The sequence below is a fragment of the Agrobacterium leguminum genome (assembly GCF_005144435.2).
Lineage (GTDB): Bacteria > Pseudomonadota > Alphaproteobacteria > Rhizobiales > Rhizobiaceae > Agrobacterium > Agrobacterium leguminum.
Genome location: NZ_CP120212.1, coordinates 908,108 through 929,008, shown reverse-complemented (window position 1 = coordinate 929,008; position 20,901 = coordinate 908,108). Strand labels below are relative to the sequence as shown.

Genomic DNA, 20,901 nt, shown 5'->3' with positions numbered 1-20,901 from the left:
TTGCCGGCGACAAGCAGCTATGCCGCTGAGGGAGATCGGAAATGACCAATTCCGCCGTTCGTATTCTGATCGTCGACGACGAACCGCCGATCCGCAAGCTTTTGCGCGTGGGGCTGTCGACCCAAGAATATGCGGTGAGCGAGGCGATGAATGCGAAGGTGGCCATGGAGTTGGTCAGTGAGGACAAGCCCGATCTCGTCGTTCTCGATCTCGGCCTGCCGGATATGTCGGGGCATGATCTTCTGGCGAAATGGCGCGGCGAAGGGCTGGCGCTGCCGGTCATCATTCTCTCCAGCCGCACGGATGAGGCGGGTATCGTCAGGGCGCTGGAACTGGGGGCGGATGACTATATCACCAAGCCTTTCGGCATGAACGAACTCGTCGCCCGCATCCGTGTCGCCCTGCGCCATCGTCTGCAAAGCCAGGGGGAGAGGCCGGTATTCCAGACCGGAGATCTTTCCGTCGATCTGGTCAGGCGCATCGTCAAGGTGGAGGACCGGGAGGTGAAGCTCTCGCCTAAGGAATATGACATTCTGCGGGTTCTGGTGCAGCATGCCGGCAAGGTGCTGACGCACCGTTTCCTGCTGGAGCATGTATGGGACGAACTGACCGATGTACAATATTTGCGGGTCTATGTGCGCCAGCTTCGCCAGAAGATCGAAAAAATCCCGGATCAGCCGCGCTATATTCTGACGGAAACCGGTGTCGGTTATCGGCTGCAGGAGGTATGAGGGCGCCGCAAGGCGACGCCCTCCGATAGTTTAAACGGCGGCGCAGATCGACAGGAATTCGTCCACATCGGCCTCGGTCGTCGCAAAGCTGGTGACCATGCGGATCAGCACTTCGTCCTTGCCGACCTTTTCCGGCATGTCGCGCGGCTCCAGCCAGTCATAGAACTTCGCACCCTTTGCCGTGGCGGCTTCTGCGGCGGCCTTTGGCAGAATGGCGAAAACTTCATTGGCCTGGGTCGGCCATGCAAGGCGGGCGCTGTTCAGCGAAGCGAAACCGGCGCGCAGCCGGTTGGCCATGGCATTGGCGTGGCTGGCGAGCCCAAGCCACAGGTCGTCCTGCAGATAGGCCTCGAACTGCGCGGCGATGAAGCGCGACTTGGAAAAAAGCTGGGCGGTGCGCTTGCGCAGGAAGGAAAAATCCTTGGCGAGCGAGGGATCGAAGAAGACGATGGCTTCCGCGCACCAGCAGCCATTTTTCGTGCCGCCGAAAGACAGGACGTCGACGCCGCGTTTCCAGGTCATTTCGGCGGGGGTGGTGCCGAGGGCGGCCAGTGCATTGGCGAAACGCGCGCCGTCCATATGCAGCGGCAGGCCGTTGTCTTTTGCGATTTTGGCGATGGCGTCGATTTCATCGAGCGTGTAGACCGTGCCGGCCTCGGTCGCCTGCGTCATGGTGATGGCTGCGGCCCGGCCGTGGTGAACGGCATCCTGCGGATAACGCGCAATGCGCTCGATCAGGTTCTCCGGCAACATCTTGCCGTTCGGTCCCTCGACGGCGACCATGCGCATGCCGGAAAAGAAATCCGGCGCGCCGCACTCGTCCTCGATCACATGCGCTTCGGAATGACAGAAGGTCAGGCCGCCGGCGCGGGCGATGCTGGCCAGCGAAAGCGAATTGGCAGCCGTGCCGGTGGCGACGAAAAACACCGCGACCTCGCGCTCGAAAATCTCGTTGAAGCGCTTTTCGATGGAGAGATCGAGTTCGCTGGTGCCGTAGGCGGCGGCAAAGCGCGTGGATTCCCGCGAAAGCCGTTCGTTGACGGCAGGGTGGGCGCCGGCCCAATTGTCTGAAGCAAAAAACATCTCTGAAGGCTTTCCGATGGCTGGGGTTCTGGTTTGGGAATGCGTGGCGCGATGAACGGCAAAGTTCTATGACCTAAGATTGCGATTGGCAAATCCGGCAATGAAAGCAATGGCTCTGCGGGTCTTGCGATAAGAAAGTTTCGCGCAATAGGTCAGTATCGAAACTTCGCTGCAAAATGGGGCTTTCACTAATTGGATTCGCACCCTTGCTAAATTCGCCTGTTTCTGCCAAAATCCTCGTGAATTGAGACAGCTTTGCTGTCCTAAATTTGGTCGAGCCGGATTGAATGCGGATTTTGCGGGAAGCGAAAATTCGTGTCGAGCCGGATCTTCGCATGAAACCATGCAAGTAATTTTGCAGGAGGGACAAAAATGACGAACAAGCCGCAGGCAGAAATCGCCGCCGCCACCCTGACCACAGACTGTCCCACCGCGGCTGCGGCCGCACCCGTTTCTGCGAAAGCGCGTTTCGCGGGCGGTTTGCCGGAAAGGCAGGGTCTTTACGATCCGGCCAATGAACATGATGCCTGCGGCGTCGGCTTCGTTGCCCATATGAAGGGTCAGAAGTCGCACCAGATCGTCAAGGACGGCCTGTTCATCCTTGAAAACCTGACGCATCGCGGTGCCGTCGGCGCCGATCCCCTGATGGGCGATGGTGCGGGCATTCTCGTGCAGATCCCCGACCGCTTCTTCCGCGAGGAAATGGCGGCGCAGGGCGTCACCTTGCCGAAGGCCGGTGAATATGCCGTCGGCCACATCTTCATGCCGCGCGATCCTTCCCGTATCGAGCACTACAAGAAGGTCATCGTCGACGTCATCGGCGAAGAGGGGCAGCAATTCCTCGGCTTCCGCGATGTGCCGGTCGATAATTCCTCGCTCTCCAAGGCGCCGGATATCGCAGCGACCGAACCGCACCACGTGCAGGTCTTCATCGGTGCCGGCCGCGATGCCGCGAGCAATGCCGATTTCGAGCGCAAGCTGTTCCTGATCCGCAAGGTATTGTCCAACCGCATCTATGACGAGGGCGGCGGCAAGGAAACGCAGGATTTCTATCCCGTTTCCCTCTCTTCCTCGACCATCGTCTACAAGGGCATGTTCCTCGCCTATCAGGTGGGTGCCTATTACAAGGATCTTGCCGATCCGCGCTTCGAATCCGCCGTGGCCCTCGTGCATCAGCGTTTTTCGACTAACACCTTCCCGTCCTGGAAGCTTGCGCATCCCTACCGCATGGTCGCCCATAACGGCGAAATCAACACGCTGCGCGGCAACGTCAACTGGATGGCGGCGCGTCAGGCGTCGGTTTCCTCCGTGCTGTTCGGCGACGATATCTCCAAGCTCTGGCCGATCTCCTATGAAGGCCAGTCGGATACGGCCTGCTTCGACAACGCGCTCGAATTCCTCGTGCGTGGCGGCTACTCCATGGCCCATGCCGTGATGATGCTGATCCCGGAGGCCTGGGCCGGCAACCAGTCCATGTCGGCCGAACGCAAGGCGTTCTACGAATATCATGCAGCGCTGATGGAGCCGTGGGACGGCCCGGCCGCCGTCGCCTTCACCGATGGCAAGCAGATCGGCGCGACGCTCGACCGTAACGGCCTGCGCCCGGCGCGTTATCTCGTCACCGATGACGACCGTATCATCATGGCGTCGGAAGCCGGCACGCTGCCCGTGCCGGAAGAGCGCATCGTCAAGAAGTGGCGTCTGCAGCCCGGCAAGATGCTGCTGATCGATATGGAAAAGGGCTCCATCGTTTCCGACGAGGAAGTGAAGCACGAGCTTGCCGCCAAGCATCCTTACCGCACCTGGCTCGACCGCACGCAGCTCATCCTCGAAGAGTTGAAGCCGGTTGAACCGCGCGCGCTGCGCCGTGACGTGTCGCTGCTCGACCGCCAGCAGGCCTTCGGCTACACCAGCGAAGATACCAAGCTGCTGATGTCGCCGATGGCGACCACCGGTCAGGAAGCCATCGGCTCGATGGGCACCGATACGCCGATCTCGGCCATGTCGGAAAAGTCGAAGCTGCTTTACACCTATTTCAAGCAGAACTTCGCGCAGGTGACCAACCCGCCGATCGACCCGATCCGCGAAGAGCTTGTCATGAGCCTCGTGTCCTTCATCGGTCCCCGCCCGAACATTCTTGATCATGAAGGTGCCGCCCGCGCCAAGCGTCTGGAAGTGCGCCAGCCGATCCTGACCAATGGCGATCTGGAAAAGATCCGCTCCATCGGCCACACGGAAGACCGTTTCGACACCAAGACGCTCGACTTTACCTATGATGTGGAGCGCGGCGCCGAAGGCATGCCTGAAATGCTCGACCGCCTGTGCGAGCGCGCGGAATCGGCCGTTCGCGGCGGTTACAACATCATCGTTCTCTCCGACCGCCAGCTCGGCCCGGACCGCATTGCGATCCCCGCCCTTCTGGCGACCGCCGCCGTGCACCATCACCTGATCCGCAAGGGTCTGCGTACCTCGGTCGGCCTCGTCGTCGAAACCGGTGAGCCGCGCGAAATCCACCATTTCTGCCTGCTGGCCGGTTATGGTGCCGAGGCGATCAACCCCTATCTCGCCTTCGATACGCTGCTCGACATGCACAAGCACGGCGCCTTCCCGAAGGAAGTCTCCGACGATGAAGTGGTCTATCGCTACATCAAGGCTGTGGGTAAGGGCATCCTCAAGGTCATGTCCAAGATGGGCATTTCCACCTACCAGTCCTATTGCGGCGCGCAGATCTTCGACGCCATCGGCCTGTCTTCGGAATTCGTCGAGAAGTATTTCTTCGGCACCGCCACCTCCATCGAAGGCGTCGGCCTGACGGAGATTGCCGAAGAAACCGTAACGCGCCACACGGCTGCCTTCGGCAAGGATCCGATCCTTGCCAATACGCTCGATATTGGCGGCGAATACGCCTATCGCATGCGCGGCGAAAGCCATGCCTGGACGCCGGATGCCGTTGCCTCGCTGCAGCACGCCGTGCGCGGCAACAGCCAGGATCGCTACCGCGAATTCGCCGGCATGGTGAACGAGACGGCGCTGCGCATGAACACCATTCGCGGCCTGTTCAAGGTCAAGTCGGCGGAAGCGCTCGGCCGCAAGCCGGTTTCCATCGACGATGTCGAGCCAGCGGCTGATATCGTCAAGCGGTTCTCGACTGGCGCCATGTCCTTCGGCTCGATCAGCCGCGAGGCGCATACCACGCTTGCGATCGCCATGAACCGCATCGGCGGCAAGTCCAACACGGGTGAGGGCGGCGAAGAATCCGACCGTTACATGCCGCTGTTGAACGGCAAGCCGAACCCGGAACGCTCGGCCATCAAGCAGATCGCTTCCGGACGCTTCGGCGTGACGACGGAATATCTCGTCAATGCCGATATGCTGCAGATCAAGGTGGCGCAGGGTGCCAAGCCCGGCGAAGGCGGCCAGCTGCCCGGCCACAAGGTGGATGCGACGGTTGCCAAGACGCGTCACTCCACCCCGGGCGTCGGCCTCATCTCGCCGCCGCCGCATCATGACATCTATTCCATCGAAGATCTGGCGCAGCTGATCTACGACCTGAAGAACGTCAACCCGGAAGCCGATGTTTCGGTGAAGCTGGTGTCGGAAGTCGGCGTCGGCACGGTTGCGGCCGGTGTCGCCAAGGCGCGCGCCGACCATATCACCGTTGCCGGTTTCGATGGCGGCACGGGCGCTTCGCCGCTCACCTCGCTGAAGCACGCCGGTTCCCCATGGGAAATCGGTCTTGCCGAAACCCAGCAGACGCTGGTGCTGAACGGTCTTCGCTCGCGCGTTGCCCTGCAGGTGGATGGCGGTCTGAAGACCGGCCGCGACGTCATCATCGGCGCGCTGCTCGGTGCGGATGAATTCGGCTTTGCCACCGCGCCGCTGATCGCGGCCGGCTGCATCATGATGCGCAAGTGCCATCTCAACACCTGCCCGGTGGGCGTCGCCACGCAGGACCCGGTTCTGCGCAAGCGCTTCAAGGGCACGCCGGAACACGTCATCAACTACTTCTTCTTCGTGGCCGAAGAAGTGCGCGAAATCCTCGCTTCGCTTGGCGTTACCAGGCTGGACGAGATCATCGGTGCTTCCGAACTGCTCGAGAAGGACGAGATGCTGGCGCACTGGAAGGCCAAGGGGCTGGATTTCAGCCGCATCTTCCACAAGGTCGAGGCTCCCAAGGAAGCAACCTTCTGGACCGAGCGCCAGAAGCACCCGATCGACGATATTCTCGACCGCAAGCTGATCGAAAAGTCCTTGCCGTCGCTCGAAAACCGCGAACCTGTCGTGTTCGAAGTGCCGATCAAGAACGTCGACCGTTCCGCCGGCGCCATGCTGTCGGGTGCGCTCGCCAAGCGCTGGGGTCACAAGGGTCTCAAGGACGACACAATCCACGTCACCCTCAAGGGAACGGCGGGCCAGTCCTTCGGCGCTTTCCTCGCCCGTGGCATCACCTTCGATCTGGTGGGTGACGGCAACGACTATGTCGGCAAGGGCCTTTCGGGTGGCCGCATCATCGTGCGCCCGCCGGAAAACACCCGTATCGTCGCGGAAAACTCGATCATCGTCGGCAATACCGTTCTTTACGGCGCGATCACCGGCGAGTGTTATTTCCGTGGCGTGGCCGGTGAGCGTTTCGCGGTGCGCAACTCCGGCGCGGTCGCGGTTGTCGAAGGTGTGGGCGACCACGGTTGCGAATATATGACCGGCGGCATCGTCGTTGTTCTCGGTGAAACGGGACGCAACTTCGCGGCCGGCATGTCCGGTGGCGTGGCTTATGTTCTCGACGAGAAGGGCGATTTCGCCACCCGCTGCAACATGGCCATGGTCGAGCTGGAGCCGGTTCCGGAAGAAGACGATATGCTGGAAAAGCTGCACCATCACGGCGGCGACCTCATGCACAAGGGACGCGTGGACGTTTCCGAGGACATGACGCGCCACGACGAGGAGCGCCTCTACCAGCTGATCTCCAACCACTTCCATTACACGAACTCGTCGCGTGCCAAGGATATACTCGACCGCTGGAGCGAGTTCCGTCCGAAGTTCCGCAAGGTCATGCCGGTCGAATACCGTCGTGCGCTTGAGGAAATGGAGCGCATGCGCATGGGCGTGGCGGCGGAGTAATCCGCCGCGTGAGGATACTACACCAACTGGTCTCGCTGATGATCGCGGTCGCCGTTCCCACGGCGATCTACTGGACGAGCGGCGAGACCGGATTTGAGTTCATCGTGCTGGGGGCGGCTTTTGGTTTCGCTTACTGGTACTGGGGCCCGACAGGCGCTCCGCTTTGATGTGAGGATATAAACGTGGGCAAGGTTACAGGTTTTCTGGAGATCGACCGGCAGGTGGGCAAGTATCAGCCCGCATCGGATCGTATCCGCCATTTCCGCGAATTCACCATTCCGATGTCGGATGCTGAGGTGCAGAAGCAGGCGGCGCGCTGCATGGATTGCGGCATTCCCTATTGTCATGGCCCGACCGGCTGTCCCGTGCACAACCAGATCCCCGACTGGAACGATCTGGTCTATAACAACAATTGGGAAGAGGCGATCCGCAACCTCCATTCCACCAACAACTTCCCGGAATTTACCGGCCGCGTCTGTCCCGCGCCTTGTGAGGAGGCTTGCACGCTGAACCTCGAGGATGCGCCGGTCGCCATCAAGACCGTCGAACAGGCGATTGCCGACAAGGCCTATGAGTTGGGCTTTATTGTGCCGAAGCCGGCGACGATCCACACCGGCAGACGAGTCGCCATCATCGGTTCCGGTCCTTCGGGCATGGCGGCGGCGCAGCAGCTCGGCCGCGCCGGCCACGAGGTTCATGTCTATGAGCGCGAATCCAAGCCCGGCGGCCTGTTGCGTTACGGCATCCCGGACTTCAAGATGGAGAAGAACTTCATCGACCGCCGTGTCGAGCAGATCAAGGGTGAAGGCGTCACCTTCCATTGCGGCGTCAATGTCGGCGTCGATGTAACGGTTGAGGCGCTTCTGGCCGACCACGATGCCGTGCTTTATTGCGGCGGTTCGGAAACCCCGCGCCCGGCCGGTATCGGCGGCGCCGATCTGCATGGCGTTTACGATGCCATGCCCTATCTCGTGCAGCAGAACCGCCGCGTCGGCCGCGAAAATATCGACAGCGTCGGCTGGCCGGCCGATCCGATTCTTGCCGGCGGCAAGCATGTCGTCGTTGTCGGCGGCGGTGATACCGCATCCGACTGCGTTGGCACGGCTTTCCGTCAGGGTGCGGTGAAGGTCACGCAGCTCGACATCCGCCCGATGCCGCCGGAAAAGGAAGACAAGCTGGCGGTCTGGCCCTTCTGGGCGACCAAGATGCGCACCTCGTCCTCGCAGGCCGAAGGCGCCATCCGCGAGTTCCAGGTGGCGACGCTCGAATTCGTCGGCGAAGACGGCGTGTTGACCGGCGTGAAGTGCTGTCAGGTGGATGACCGCCGCAAGCCGATTGCCGGCACGGAATTCATCATCAAGGCCGATCTCGCCTTCATCGCCATCGGCTTTTCCGGTCCCTTCACGGACAGCGTGCTCAAGGAAATGGACGGCAAGCTGACGCTCAACACCGACGGTCGCGGTTCCACCAATGTGATCGCCAACGAAACGGACTATAAGACCTCGGTCGACAAGCTGTGGGCGGCGGGCGACGTGCGCCGTGGCCAGTCGCTGGTGGTCTGGGCGATCCGCGAAGGCCGTCAGGCGGCGCGCGCGATCGATGAAGCGCTGATGGGTGCGACCGTTCTTCCGCGCTAAGCACTGACGGTAATACGAGCCGGAAAGGCCTGTTGCAGATGCAACAGGCCTTTTCTTTTGGCTGTGAAAATGACGGCTTCTTCTTCAGCAATAGGGAAGGGTGATACGGAAGCAGGCGCCACCGGTGGAAGCATCGCTGATGGTAATCTCCCCGCCGTGATAACGGACGATTTCCTGCACGAGGTTGAGCCCGAGCCCGGTGCCGCGATCTTTCGGTCGCAGGCGGTGGAAGGCATCGAAAACCAGTTCCCGGTCCTCCTCGGGAATGCCATTGCCCTCGTCGGCTATCTCGATCACCCGGTTTGCCGCCACCCTTATCGTGATCGTGCCGCGATTGCCGCCATGTTCGATGGCGTTTTGCACGATGTTCATCAGGGCGCGCTGCAACGAAGCGTCGTCGGCAAGGGCGAGGATCGGCTCTTCCTCCGGTTCGAAGGACAGCGCATATCCCTGTGATATGGCGAGCGGGGCCATATCGGCGACGACCGATCTGCACAGGGTGACAAGATCAAGGGGGACCAGAGGGGCCTTCTGCCCGCCAAGGCGCTGCAAATCGAGCAATTGTTCGGCCAGCACGGCGATACGGCTGGCATCCGCCAATATTCTGCTGCGGGCCGGGCCGTCCAGCAGCGTTTCCACCCGGGTCTGGAGAATGGCGACGGGGGTTCGCAATTCATGGGCGGCATCGAGAATGAAGCGCTTGTGCCGTTCGTAGCCATCGTCCAGCCGCTTCAACGCGCCGTTGACGGCATGCACGAGCGGCTGCACCTCCCGTGGAATATCGCCATCCGGCAATCGGTATCCGCGCCTGTCGATATCGATGGTTTCCGCCGTGCGGGCAATGGTGGAAAGGGCGCGAAATTCCCTACGGATGATCCAGGGGATGGTCACGACCGTCACGATGGACATGAGAATGAGGACAGGCATGATCAATATGTTCGAGAACAACAAAACGGGGAAGGTCATGCTGAACGGCCCGCCTTTGCCGATCATGACGAATTCTCCGGCCGGCCCCGAAGCGCGGCGAACGACGGCGATGCGCACCACGGCGAGGTAGGAATAGGACAGCGCCGCGTCGCGCACGTCGGAGACCCTGATGTCGCTCAGCTGCTGATCCATGTTGCTGAATGCCTCGGGCACCTGCCCGCCCTGCACGATCTCACCTTTTTCGCTGACTGCGACGAACCAGAAATCGGAGGTATTGCTGCGCAGGTTGATGAATTCGGGCGTTTCTTTGAGAACCAGCCGATTGTCCTCATTCCGTATGATCGCGTTGGCGGTTATCTGGGCCGCCTCCGGGCTGAGCAGCGCGCTGCCTGCGCCGCCGCTCGACATATAGGTGACAATGGCGGCGGTGACGAAGAACAGGCTGCCGATCTGGAAAAGCAGCAGTTGAATGGTGAGCCGGCGCTTGAGCGATTTTCTTCTGGCCAGCTTCACGAAGTTGCCCTCAGCAGGTAACCGACGCCGCGAATGCCGTGGACCTCAAGGCCCGCATCCGCGGCCGCCAATTTGCGGCGCAAGCGGGAAATATGGGAATCGAGTGCATTGGACTGAATCTCATCGTCGAAATTATAAACGGCTTCCTCAAGCAATGAGCGCAGCACCGTTCTGCCCTGTCGCCGCAACAGGGCCTCAAGGATCAGCAGTTCGCGTCTGGTCAGCGGAAGGAATTCGCCTTTGATACGCACTTCGCGGGTTTCGAAGCAGAATTCCAGCCTGCCCAGTTTTGCCGTCATCGTCACGGCGCCGGCCGGCCGGCGCATCAGGGCGCGGATGCGCGCAAGCAGTTCCTCGACTGCGAATGGCTTGGCCAGATAATCGTCCGCACCGAGGTTCAGGCCATTCACCCGATCCACAAGCGCGCCCTGCGCGGTGAGCACGATGACGGGCGGGGTGACGGGCAGAAGCCGCAAATCTTCGATAAGCTGGATGCCGTCACCGTCGGGCAATTGCCGGTCAAGCACGACAAGATCGTGGACGCCGTCCATGATGGCGTGACGGGCAAGATCGAGCGTGCCGACCGTATCCACGATAATATCGAACCGGTGGAGCGCGGCGGACAGGGCTGCTGCCATTTCGCGTTCGTCTTCAACAAGCAGCAGGCGCATGAATTCATCTCGGTATTGTCCGGCGTACCTTCCGGAAAGGGGCGCGGCGAAAGGCAAAAAAACGACGGCGCCGCTGACGCCACGAACAAGCGAGGCGTCGCCGTCAAATAGATGTCGCCATGCAAAAAGGGGACCGGGGATGGTGGATGGCCAACCCCGCATTCCTGCAAAGCTGTACCTATCCTGTCATGTGCGGATTGCCTAAACATTACGCCCGCTGCGGGGCGGTCAGGCTGCTGCGAAAGGGCTTATTGTTTTGCCTGCGTGGTATCGGGCGCCACACGATAGTCATCGATGCGGCCTGCCGGTGCATCGGCCATCTCGCCCCGCTTGGTCAACCTTTCGCGCGGCGATTCCACCACGGATACGCGTGTCGGTCCGGCGGCCAAAGGGGCATCGCCCAGCAGCTTGTCGCCGCCATCGAGATTGGGGTCGGTGAGGCTGATAGGCTGGGTGCGCACCTGCCCGGCATCGATGCCGAGTGCGGGCAGGGAGGTAAGCGCCGGCAGATTGCTGCCGTCCAGTTTCACGAGGTCCGGCCCGGCGCTATCGAGGTGCCGGCGCACGAATTTTTCGACGTAAAATGCGAGCTTGCGTTTGCCGGCCTGCGTCATGCCGATGCCATCAGCCTCGCGCAGGCGGGCCTGCTGGCCGTTCATGTCGTAGCCGGTAATGACGAATTTTCCCGCCTCATCGACGAAACCGTCCCAGACGTCCACGAATTCGCCGCCATACTTCTCGACATGGCTGCGATAAAGCCGGTTGAAACCGACGAGATCGGCCGAAAGCGACGGCGACTGGAAGGCGGGCAGGCCAACCCACAAGAGCGGCACCTTTTGGCGTCCGGCAAGGGCCAGAAGCTCGTCGATCCGCCGCTCATATTCCTTGAACCAGACCTCCGTGCCGAATTTTTCCCTGATATCGCCGATCTGCATCTGCTGGCGATCGTTCGATCCCATCATGATGACGATGGTGGCCGGTTTGGTCTCGCTGATGAATTGCGGCAGGTTGGTAAACCAGTCGTAATAATCGGTACGGACGAGGCCGGAAGAACCATTGGCACGCACATCGACGGCGATTGCAGGCGAACTGGCGAAGGCATTGACCAGTTCCTCGCCCATGCCGCCGGCGAGAAAATCGCCGATGACCAGAACGCGCCGCGCATTTTCAAGCTTGGCGGCAGGCTCCGGCTTTGCGGTTCGCATCTGCACCACCGAGGGCGCTTTTCTGGCGGGTTGCGGGCGGGTGACCGATCTTTCACGCGGAGCAGACGGAAAGTCGCGGCGGTTGCGGGGCTGGTATTCGCGCCCGGATCCGCCATCGCGGCCCACCGGTCTGCCGAAGAGCATTTCAAACAGGGTGCGCCGTTGCTCCTGGGCGAAGCTTTCGGAAGGAACGAGCGGCACGACAAGGACAGCGGAAAGAAGGACGGCGCAGAAACGCCAGCCGGTTCTTCCGTTCTTTGCCGCAGGTTTCCTACTCATGACATCAACCTTTCCGGATGCATCGGCGGCGTTCACGCCGCCGCCGAATTCACCGGCACATTATCAATTGCGCAGGGCTCTCAGCAACCGCTGCGACGGCTGGCCGTCGGTTTCCATACCCATGCGCGACTGGATGGCGCTGATGGCGGCTTTCGACCCGGAGCCGAAGTTGCCATCGACCTCGCCGTCATAATAGCCGAGTTCCTTCATGCGGGTCTGCAGCTCGAATTTTTCACGAATGTCCAGCGTCCCATCGGGGCGCGGCCATTTCTGCTGCATGCCGCCATAACCGGCGATCTCATCCGCAAGCAGGCCGACGGCGAGCGCATAGCTGTCGGAGGCGTTGTATTTCTTGATGGTGAAGAAGTTCTTCATCATCAGGAAGCCGGGGCCGTTTGCTCCGCCCTGCAATTTCAGCATGGCGCGATCGGAGCCGCGCGTGAAGTTCTTGCCGTTCGGGCGGGCAAAGCCGAGCTTCGACCATTCCGCAATGGTCTTCGTTTGCCCCTCATAACGGGCGCCGCCACGCGGAACGGCGGTTTCATAACCCCAGGTCCGGCCCGGTTCCCAGCCGTTCTTGGAAAGAAGATTGGCCGCAGTTGCCAGCGCGTCCGGAACGGAGTGCCAGATGTCGCGCTTGCCGTTGCCATCCGCATCCACCGCATAAAGCAGGTAGCTGGTGGGAATGAACTGGGTGTGACCCATCGCGCCTGCCCAGGAGCCTGTCAGCTGTTTCGGCGTGACATCGCCCGCCTGGAGAATCTTCAGAGCAGCGATCAATTGCGTGCGCCCGAATTTGGCGCGTTTGGGATCGGAATAGGCGAGCGTTGCCAGCGCCTGCGGGATATTGTGCAGACGTTCGGGTTTTTCGAGAACCGCGCCGTAATTCGATTCCATCGACCAGATGGCGAGAATGATGTGCTTGTCGACGTTGAAGTTACGCTCGATCCAGTTGAGGGTCGTCGCGTGCTTCATCTTCATCTCGCGGCCGATCCGCACCGTGTACGGATTGACGCGGGAATCGAGATAATCCCAGATCTGCGTGGTGAATTCCGGCTGGAAGGTGGCCTTGCGCAGCGCGTCGGGATCCGGCTCGCTGACACCGGCAAAGGCCTTCTGATAGGTCGCCTTGCTAATGCCTTCTTTCGCGGCTGTTGCATAAAACTGGTTGATCCACTGACGGAATCCCTGATCGGCGCGGGCCGAAACGGGCGCCAGCGAGATTGCCAGGCCTGCAACCACCATGCAGCCGAATTTGCGGACATCTGAAAGGATCATCTTTGTCATCGTCTGTCTTTCGTTCTCTCGAATGTCATTTCGATTGCGAAAACGCATCGGGCGTCATCATGGATAACAAAAGAACGTCAACAAATTCTTTACCATTAATAGATGGTAGCGTCACCCTTTACAAAACGTTGTTATTTTTGAAATAACAACAGCGTGCGGGGATTGTGATCAAGTTTTATCTCTCAGGAGGGATATGTGGTAGAACAGAAGAAAATTCGGAAGGCCGTATTTCCGGTCGCAGGTCTCGGCACGCGTTTCCTGCCCGCAACCAAGGCGGTTCCGAAAGAAATGCTCACCGTCGTCGACAAGCCGGTCATTCAATACGTCGTCGATGAGGCGGCGGAAGCGGGCATTGAGCATTTTGTATTTGTCACCGGCCGCGGCAAGGCGGTGATCGAAGATTATTTTGATATTCAATTTGAACTTGAACAGATGCTGCGCGAGCGCAACAAGAATGCCGAGCTGACATTGCTGGCCGGCCTTCTGCCCAAGGCGGGCACCGCGAGCTTCACGCGCCAGCAGGTGCCGCTCGGTCTTGGCCATGCAGTCTGGTGCGCCCGTGATATCGTCGGCGACGAGCCTTTCGCCGTGCTCTTGCCCGATATGATCATGCATTCGCAGAAAAGCTGCCTCAAGGGCATGGTCGAACTTTACGACCAGACCCAGGGCAACGTCATCGCGGTGCAGGAATGCGCTCCCGACCAGACGCATAAATACGGTATCGTCGGCGTGGGCGATGCAGTGGGCGAAGGTTTCAAGATCACTGAAATGGTCGAAAAGCCTGCCAAGGGTACGGCGCCGTCGAATTTCTACATCAACGGCCGTTATATTCTTCAGCCCGAGATTTTCGACATTCTCGAAAATCAGGAGCGTGGCGCCGGCAACGAAATCCAGCTGACGGACGGCATGCTGACGCTTGCCAAGTCGCAGGAATTCTCCGGCTATCATTTCCGTGGCCAGACCTTCGATTGCGGCGCCAAGGATGGTTTCATCCTTGCCAACGTCGCCTTCGCGCTGGAGCGTGGCGATATTCGCCCTGCGATCGAAGAGCCGATCAAGGCTCTGATCGACGGGTTGAAATAATCCACCAGAACAGAAACGGGATCCCGGCCTTAGCGCCGGGATTTCTTTTTGGCCGAAGCCTATCGCTTGAGGACAAGTCCTGCGCCGACACGCAGCTCGCTGCTGTCATAAACCGGCGTCCACTGGTAGCTGACGTCCGCCGTCAGGTCGAGATAGCGGTTCAGCCCCCAGGTCAGGCCGGCGCCTGCGGTATATTCCACGGCATTTTCCGTGTCGGAAGAGGGGAATGTGCGATGCACGATCTGCCCCGTCAGGCGGGCAACGAGGTTGCTGCGCAATTCGTGGGTCAGGCCGGCATCCAGCCGATAGGAAACCCAGCCACCCTGCGGTCCGCCGGCAAAGTCCTCTATCGTCGTGCGCAGGCCGAGATTGACATTGGTGCCGCGCTGGGGTGACCAGTTGAGTTCGCCATCCAGCGTCAATGCGCCGATCGAGGCGAGGCGATCGTCGTCATATTGCTTGCGCAGATAGCCGATGGCGGCCTCGCCACGGGTCTTCTCGCCAAGATCGATTTCCGCGCCGACCTTCGCCCCATAGGCATTGGAGGAGCGGGCATAGCCCGAATTGTCGAGACGCCTGTCATATTTGGTCGTCCCGGCATTCAGTTCGAGGAAGGGGATGAGCGCCGGCGACAATTCATAACCGATGCGTCCGCGCAGGTTCGCGCCGTTCTGGTCGCGGTCACTGAGGCTGATCGGCCGGCCGTCGACGCCTTTCGCATCCGTATAGACCGTGCGCGACAGATCGAGCGCCGCCAGACTGCGCAGCTTGCCGAAATCCCGCTCTATCGATGCGCTGCTGGTGAAGCGGTGTTCGCCGCCCTGCACGGCAGCGCCGGTGAGAGCATTGGGGTCCGTCGTGTCTTCGCGGCTGAATTCGTAACCGGCCTTGAGATTGGCCGTCGTTTCTTCGCCGAGATCAAGGCGCAGATCGGCCTCTATCCTGGCCCGGGGTTCTTCGCCGTCCTTGTCGCTGCCGAAGTTCCTCTCCCAGGCGCCGTCGCCCGTCACCGTCAAGGCGTGACGGGACCAGTCGCTGGTGAGCGTACCGCGTATGCCTGTCGTCAGATAGTTGCGTCTGGAAGGACCGCCGGTATTCGTCTGCTTTTCCGTATTGATCGTCTGGCTGATCGAAGGCCGCAGCAGGAATGTGCCGAGCCGGATGCCGGGCGTCTGGCCGGGTTCGGTCGCTATCCGTGGATTTTCGCCACCGTCCACCGTCGGCTCATAGGGGTTTTCGGCCTCGGCATAGGGTTGGCCTGCGTCGTCCTGCTGTTCGTAAATCGGATCGCCGGGATTGTTGGACGGACGCCAGAGTTGCGGTGCCGGCGTGGGCGTAGCTGTGGCCGGGACAGTGCCAGTGCTCACCCCACTGTCCGTCGCCGGCGTGGGTGAAGCTGCTCCGTCGACGGCAGAAGCGGCGCCCGGCAAGACGGGTATGGCTGTCGTTGCAGTCTGCGCGAAGGCGCTTCCCTGCGGGCAAAAAATCGTGCAGGCGAGCAGCAGGGTTGCTGCTTTCCGCGACGTCGGCAGACGTGTGGCGGTGCCCTTCACGTTCATTCCTTTTCACCCGGCGAGTTTGGCCGATGCCGGATCGAAGGGCCACCAAGACATCTCCTCAGGCCCGATGAGTGACAGGCCGATGAAATGACGTGAAGAAACCAGGGACCAGACAGGCGACGCAAGTTTTAACATCGCTTTAACAATAGGTTTTTTATGGTTAACAGTTGATAAAGATCGCCGGGATTTCAGTGTTATGGCAGGGGCGCAAAGCCAACGGCGCCGATCATCGGACCCGGCGGGCCGATTTCCCCCGTCACCATGACTGGAGGAAAATGGTCAAGAATGCAAAATATTCCTAATATGAGAAGATTAAAACGTTTCAATTCGGCACGGAATCGCCCTATAGTTTATAGGGGCTGATCTTCTATTGCTCAGCAAGTGGTATTGAATTTTATTTTGTGTGACAGCGTCGTTTCATGAATCCCGTTTTGAACACCAAGCAGGTCGGTTTTTATTGTTGGGATATTACCAATGACCGTTTCTATCTAGACGAAGTATGTGCTGAACTCTTCGGGATTCCACTGCGGCAGGCGATGCAGGGCATCAGCATTTTTCAGATGCTTGAAAAAGTGGACCTGGATCATCGAAACCGTGTGATTGAAACGGCTTTGATTACCCTCAAGGCCGCGAGTTTTTATAATCAGGAATATGCCGTGCGCCGCAGCGACGGCTCGGTCTCATGGGTAAGGACGCTCGGGCGATATCTGGTCGACGAGGAAAACATCCCTTTCAAGCGGCTTGGAACGATGGAGGAGATTTCTCCGCCGGATCGGCGTCATTGATGACATGTCGTTGTACCGACACCGTTGAGCATTTTCGGACGACATCTACTAAAACCCGGCGCTGGCCGGCTGGAGAGTGGACTTATTCCGACTGAAAGAGTAACAGTCGGCCATGATTACGCGCGCCGTCAAACTGGTCGAAGACAATGCCATCGAATCCGCCGTGCGGACGATTTCGATGGAGCGGGCTGGCCTTGCCGCCCTTGAGGATGCTCTGAGGAACGGTCTTTCCGACCCATTCTGCAAGGCGATTGAGACCATCGGCCAGTCCAATGGCCGTCTCATCATTACCGGGGTCGGGAAAAGCGGCCACATAGGCGCGAAGCTTGCGGCCACCTTCGCCTCCACCGGAACGCCTGCCTTTTTTGTGCATGCGGCAGAGGCCAATCACGGCGATCTGGGCATGATCGGCGGCGACGATGTGGTGCTGGCCATTTCCAAGGGCGGTGAAAGCGCGGAACTGCGCAGCATCATCAACTATTCGCGCCGTTTCTCCATTCCGCTGATCGCGCTCACCTGTTCGGAAAATTCATCGCTGGCGCAGGCTTCCGATATCGTGCTGCTGGTTCCCAATGAGCAGGAAGCCTGCCCGCTCGGCCTTGCGCCTACGACCTCTACGTTGATGCAGCTTGCGCTGGGCGATGCCCTTGCTGTTGCGCTGCTGGAGGCGCGCAATTTCACTGCTGGCGATTTCAAGGTGTTTCATCCCGGCGGCAAGCTGGGGGCGAGCCTGACGCTGGTCAGCGATATCATGCATACCGGTGATCGTGTGCCGCTCGTCAACAAGGGAACGGCCATGCCGGAAGCGGTCGGGGTTCTCTCCCGCAAGCATTTCGGCTGTGTCGGCATTCTGGACGAGGATGGCCGCCTGTGCGGCATCGTCACCGAGGGCGATATGGCGCGCAACCTGTCGCGCAACCTCGCCGAGATGACGGTCGATGACATCATGACCCGCACGCCGAAGACCGTCAAAAAATCGGTGCTGGCGACCAGCGCGCTGGCAACGCTGGAAAAATTCCACATTGGCGCGCTGATTGTCATCGATGACGACAACCGGCCCATCGGGCTGGTGCATTTCCACGATCTCTTGAGAATTGGCGTGGCTTGAAGCCACCGCCGATCCTGAAAAAGCTGGTCTGAATCTATCGGTTCAACGGCTCGATTGTCAGCGTGCGTCCGCGTGCGGAAGCGATCCTCACCCGGGTGCCGGCCGGCAGGTCTTCGCCGTTGACCGGCCACCAGGTATCGTCCAGCCTGATGCGGCCACGCCCTTCGACAATCGGTTCCTGAAGGGTCGCGGTGCGGCCGACAAGGCTTGCTTCTCGCTGGTTGAGGAAGGGTTCGTCGCTTGCCGCCCGGTTCCTGCCGAAATATTTCCGGCCGAGCAGGGCGAAGACGACGGAAAGCGCGGCAAACAGCACCAGCTGCAATTGCCAGGCCCAGAATACCGCATCCCACAAAAGCAGCGAGACCGCGCCGATGACCAGCGCGGCGAGGCCGATCCAGATCAGGAACACGCCGGGAGCGATGAGTTCGGCGGCCAGAAGCATGAAGGCGACGATCCACCAGCTCCATGGTCCCAGCTCAGTGGCAAGCCGTTGCAACATCATCACTTCTCCGATGAAGAGCCGAAGGGATTACCGGGGATCGTGACGTTGATGCTCTGGCCGGAAGGCCGCGTCGGCGGCACGGAGCGGGACGATGTGGACGGGGCAGGGGCAGTCGGCGCATCGCCCCTGTCGCCGAAGACCTCTTTCGCAATCGTGCCGATGCCGCCGAGGGAACCGATCAGCGCCGAAGCCTCCATCGGCATCAGTACGATCTTGGAATTCTTCGCCGTGCCGATCTCCGCCAGAGCCTCGGTATATTTCTGGGCGACGAAATAGTTGATGGCGTGGACATTGCCGGCGGCGATGGCTTCCGAGACCATGCGGGTGGCGTTGGCTTCAGCCTCGGCCAGACGCTCGCGCGCCTCGGCATCGCGGAACGCCGCTTCGCGCTGGCCTTCCGCCTCCAGAATGGCGGATTGCTTTGCGCCTTCCGCGCGCAGAATCTGGGCATTGCGGGCGCCTTCGGCTTCCAGCACCTGCGCGCGTTTTTCGCGCTCGGCCTTCATCTGCCGCGCCATGGAATCGACGAGATCTTTCGGCGGTGCAATGTCCTTGATTTCGATGCGGGTGACTTTGATGCCCCATGGTCCCACCGCCTCGTCCACCACGCGCAGCAGGCGATCGTTGATGGCGTCGCGGTTCGACAGCAATTCGTCGAGGTCCATCGAGCCCATCACCGAACGGATATTGGTCATGGTGAGGTTTTCGATGGCCATTTCCAGATTGGCGATCTGGTAAGCGGCCTGCGCGGCATTGAGGACCTGATAGAAGGTGACGGCGTCGGCGGAGACGCTGGCATTGTCGCGGGTAATGACTTCCTGTGTCGGTATATGCAGGACCTGCTCCATCACGTTCATTTTCGAACCGATGGTTTCGAAGAACGGCACGATGAGGTTCAGGCCCGGCTCGAGCGTGCGGGTGTAGCGCCCGAACCGTTCAACCGTGTAGCGATGCCCCTGGGGCACGGTCTTGATGCCGGCAAACAGCACCAGAATAACGAGAACCACCGCTGCCATGACGACGATGTCGAAACCGCCCAATGCAATCATCACTTTTCCTCCTGATCAGAACCGTCCGGGTTTTACCTCGGCATCGTTATGGCAAGATTACACCCATCCTTGCAACTCCCGCCGCACAACCTTTTCGAGAACATTCATGCCCTCGGCGCTGTCGTTCAGGCAGGGAATATGGGTAAATTTCTCTCCGCCATTATGCAGGAAAATCTCGCCCGCTTCACCGGCGATTTCTTCCAGTGTCTCAAGACAATCCGAAACGAAGCCGGGATTCATCACGGCGATGCGCTTGATGCCTTCCGAGGCCAGCTTTTCCACGGTCTTGTCGGTATAGGGCTGCAACCATTCTTCCGGTCCGAAACGCGACTGGAAGGTGATCATGAAATTTTTCTCTGTCCGCCCCAGCGCCTCGCGCAGCAGCCTGGCGGTTTTCTGGCAGTGACAATAATAGGGATCGCCCTTTTTGAAATAGGATTGCGGAATGCCGTGGAAAGAGGTGATCAGCATTTCCGGCTCCCAGTCCAGCGTCGCCAGATGGTTTTTGACGGAGGTGGCGAGCGCTTCGATATAGGCCGGATCGTCGTGATAGGGCGGTACGGTGCGGATGGCGGGCTGCCAGCGCAGCTTCATCAAATGCTCGAAAGCCTTGTCGTTCACGGTTGCCGTGGTCGATGCGGCATATTGCGGGTAAAGCGGGAAAAGCAGGATTTTTTCGCAACCCTGTTCCTTCAGCGCATCGATCTTCGAGGCGATGGAGGGCTGGCCGTAACGCATGCCCCAGTCGACCGCGACATTGGGCAGGTCCTTCAGCGCTTCCGCCAGCAGCTCGCCCTGGCTGCGAGTATAGGTGCGCAGATAGCTTTCATTGCGCTCGTGGTTCCAGATTTCCTCATAGGCCTTGCCGACTTTCTGCGGGCGCTTGTTGAGAACAATGCCGTAAAGGATCGGATACCAGTAGAGACGCGACCATTCGATTACCCGCTTGTCGCTCAGGAATTCCGCCAGATAACGGCGCATCGGCCAATAGTCCGTCCCGTCAGGCGTGCCGAGGTTGACGAGCAGGACGCCGACCTTGCCAAATGCCGTGCGGGGATGGTTTGCGGGGAGTGCGGATAGTTCTGTCGCCATGAATGACACCCTGAAACTCGGACTGGTTGCGTGAGGAGCGGTTCCGTTTCGGATAAGGGCGGAAACGCTCCATCTTCTGTTTATGCGTGCCGAACGCAAACCGCGACGGGGTTGGGCCGGCAATGCCCGAGCTATACGCTCGTGCCGTCAATTTGTTCACGTGTTCTAGACGAAATTTTTCAGGATTGAACCACCGGCGGAGGCTATTTCCGGGGCGGGAGGCGCTGCAGGATGTCCTTCGCCAAAATTTGATCTGTAAAGAATTGTTTTTA

The 20,901-nt window shown here is 60.0% G+C and carries 16 protein-coding genes; 7 read left to right on the top strand and 9 right to left on the bottom strand.

Annotation, left to right across the window (positions count from 1 at the left end; translation table 11 throughout):
• Nucleotides 1-41 precede the first annotated feature (41 nt).
• Nucleotides 42-731, top strand: coding sequence for a response regulator transcription factor (locus CFBP4996_RS18845; protein WP_080854231.1), 690 nt, complete (start codon nucleotides 42-44; stop codon nucleotides 729-731).
• A 30-nt stretch (nucleotides 732-761) separates the two neighbouring features.
• Here the strand turns inward: CFBP4996_RS18845 and CFBP4996_RS18840 are convergent, their stop codons facing one another.
• Complete coding sequence (locus CFBP4996_RS18840; RefSeq protein ID WP_080854232.1) at nucleotides 762-1,814, bottom strand: threonine aldolase family protein; 1,053 nt, start codon at nucleotides 1,812-1,814, stop codon at nucleotides 762-764.
• A gap of 372 nt (nucleotides 1,815-2,186) precedes the next feature.
• On the opposite strand from CFBP4996_RS18840, the gene gltB reads away from it, so the two are divergent.
• The 3 genes from gltB to CFBP4996_RS18825 are packed head-to-tail and all read left to right on the top strand — an operon-like array spanning nucleotide 2,187 to nucleotide 8,569.
• A complete protein-coding gene (gene gltB, locus CFBP4996_RS18835; RefSeq protein WP_080854233.1) occupies nucleotides 2,187-6,932 on the top strand; it encodes a glutamate synthase large subunit in 4,746 nt (1,581 codons plus the stop codon).
• 8 nt (nucleotides 6,933-6,940) lie between these two features.
• A complete protein-coding gene (locus CFBP4996_RS18830; RefSeq protein WP_155275992.1) occupies nucleotides 6,941-7,099 on the top strand; it encodes a hypothetical protein in 159 nt (52 codons plus the stop codon).
• A 15-nt stretch (nucleotides 7,100-7,114) separates the two neighbouring features.
• The gene (locus CFBP4996_RS18825; protein ID WP_080854234.1) at nucleotides 7,115-8,569 is read left to right on the top strand and encodes a glutamate synthase subunit beta; all 1,455 of its coding nucleotides are present in this window, start codon (nucleotides 7,115-7,117) and stop codon (nucleotides 8,567-8,569) included.
• Nucleotides 8,570-8,653: 84 nt separating this feature from the next.
• Here CFBP4996_RS18825 and CFBP4996_RS18820 read toward each other — a convergent pair whose 3' ends face one another.
• The 4 genes from CFBP4996_RS18820 to CFBP4996_RS18805 all read right to left on the bottom strand — a co-directional run bounded on the left by CFBP4996_RS18820 (nucleotide 8,654) and on the right by CFBP4996_RS18805 (nucleotide 13,451).
• The gene (locus tag CFBP4996_RS18820; RefSeq protein ID WP_080854235.1) at nucleotides 8,654-10,009 is read right to left on the bottom strand and encodes a sensor histidine kinase; all 1,356 of its coding nucleotides are present in this window, start codon (nucleotides 10,007-10,009) and stop codon (nucleotides 8,654-8,656) included.
• Nucleotides 10,006-10,680: a response regulator transcription factor gene (locus tag CFBP4996_RS18815; RefSeq protein ID WP_003519552.1), complete on the bottom strand. Its 675-nt coding sequence runs from the start codon at nucleotides 10,678-10,680 to the stop codon at nucleotides 10,006-10,008. Before CFBP4996_RS18815 ends, CFBP4996_RS18820 begins: the two co-directional genes overlap by 4 nt.
• A gap of 248 nt (nucleotides 10,681-10,928) precedes the next feature.
• Nucleotides 10,929-12,164: an SGNH/GDSL hydrolase family protein gene (locus tag CFBP4996_RS18810; RefSeq protein WP_080854860.1), complete on the bottom strand. Its 1,236-nt coding sequence runs from the start codon at nucleotides 12,162-12,164 to the stop codon at nucleotides 10,929-10,931.
• A 63-nt stretch (nucleotides 12,165-12,227) separates the two neighbouring features.
• Entirely contained in the window at nucleotides 12,228-13,451 is a 1,224-nt protein-coding gene (locus tag CFBP4996_RS18805) for a lytic murein transglycosylase (RefSeq protein WP_080854236.1), read from the bottom strand.
• 195 nt (nucleotides 13,452-13,646) lie between these two features.
• Between CFBP4996_RS18805 and galU the strand changes: the two genes are divergently transcribed.
• Nucleotides 13,647-14,534, top strand: a complete 888-nt coding sequence (galU, locus tag CFBP4996_RS18800; RefSeq protein WP_003519549.1) for a UTP--glucose-1-phosphate uridylyltransferase GalU — start codon at nucleotides 13,647-13,649, stop codon at nucleotides 14,532-14,534.
• A 59-nt stretch (nucleotides 14,535-14,593) separates the two neighbouring features.
• Here galU and uppP read toward each other — a convergent pair whose 3' ends face one another.
• Entirely contained in the window at nucleotides 14,594-16,093 is a 1,500-nt protein-coding gene (uppP, locus tag CFBP4996_RS18795) for a polysaccharide biosynthesis protein UppP (protein WP_080854237.1), read from the bottom strand.
• A 419-nt stretch (nucleotides 16,094-16,512) separates the two neighbouring features.
• On the opposite strand from uppP, the gene CFBP4996_RS18790 reads away from it, so the two are divergent.
• Together CFBP4996_RS18790 and CFBP4996_RS18785 are read left to right on the top strand one after the other, a co-directional pair.
• On the top strand, nucleotides 16,513-16,878 hold the full coding sequence (locus CFBP4996_RS18790) for a PAS domain-containing protein (RefSeq protein ID WP_020809352.1): 366 nt from the start codon (nucleotides 16,513-16,515) through the stop codon (nucleotides 16,876-16,878).
• A gap of 112 nt (nucleotides 16,879-16,990) precedes the next feature.
• Nucleotides 16,991-17,986, top strand: coding sequence for a KpsF/GutQ family sugar-phosphate isomerase (locus tag CFBP4996_RS18785; RefSeq protein ID WP_003519544.1), 996 nt, complete (start codon nucleotides 16,991-16,993; stop codon nucleotides 17,984-17,986).
• Between the two features lie 34 nt (nucleotides 17,987-18,020).
• On the opposite strand, the gene CFBP4996_RS18780 is transcribed toward CFBP4996_RS18785, so the two are convergent.
• The 3 genes from CFBP4996_RS18780 to hemH are packed head-to-tail and all read right to left on the bottom strand — an operon-like array spanning nucleotide 18,021 to nucleotide 20,629.
• Entirely contained in the window at nucleotides 18,021-18,485 is a 465-nt protein-coding gene (locus tag CFBP4996_RS18780) for an NfeD family protein (RefSeq protein WP_080854238.1), read from the bottom strand.
• A 2-nt stretch (nucleotides 18,486-18,487) separates the two neighbouring features.
• Nucleotides 18,488-19,537, bottom strand: a complete 1,050-nt coding sequence (locus tag CFBP4996_RS18775) for an SPFH domain-containing protein (RefSeq protein WP_059757718.1) — start codon at nucleotides 19,535-19,537, stop codon at nucleotides 18,488-18,490.
• A gap of 57 nt (nucleotides 19,538-19,594) precedes the next feature.
• On the bottom strand, nucleotides 19,595-20,629 hold the full coding sequence (gene hemH, locus CFBP4996_RS18770) for a ferrochelatase (protein ID WP_059757715.1): 1,035 nt from the start codon (nucleotides 20,627-20,629) through the stop codon (nucleotides 19,595-19,597).
• Nucleotides 20,630-20,901 lie beyond the last annotated feature (272 nt).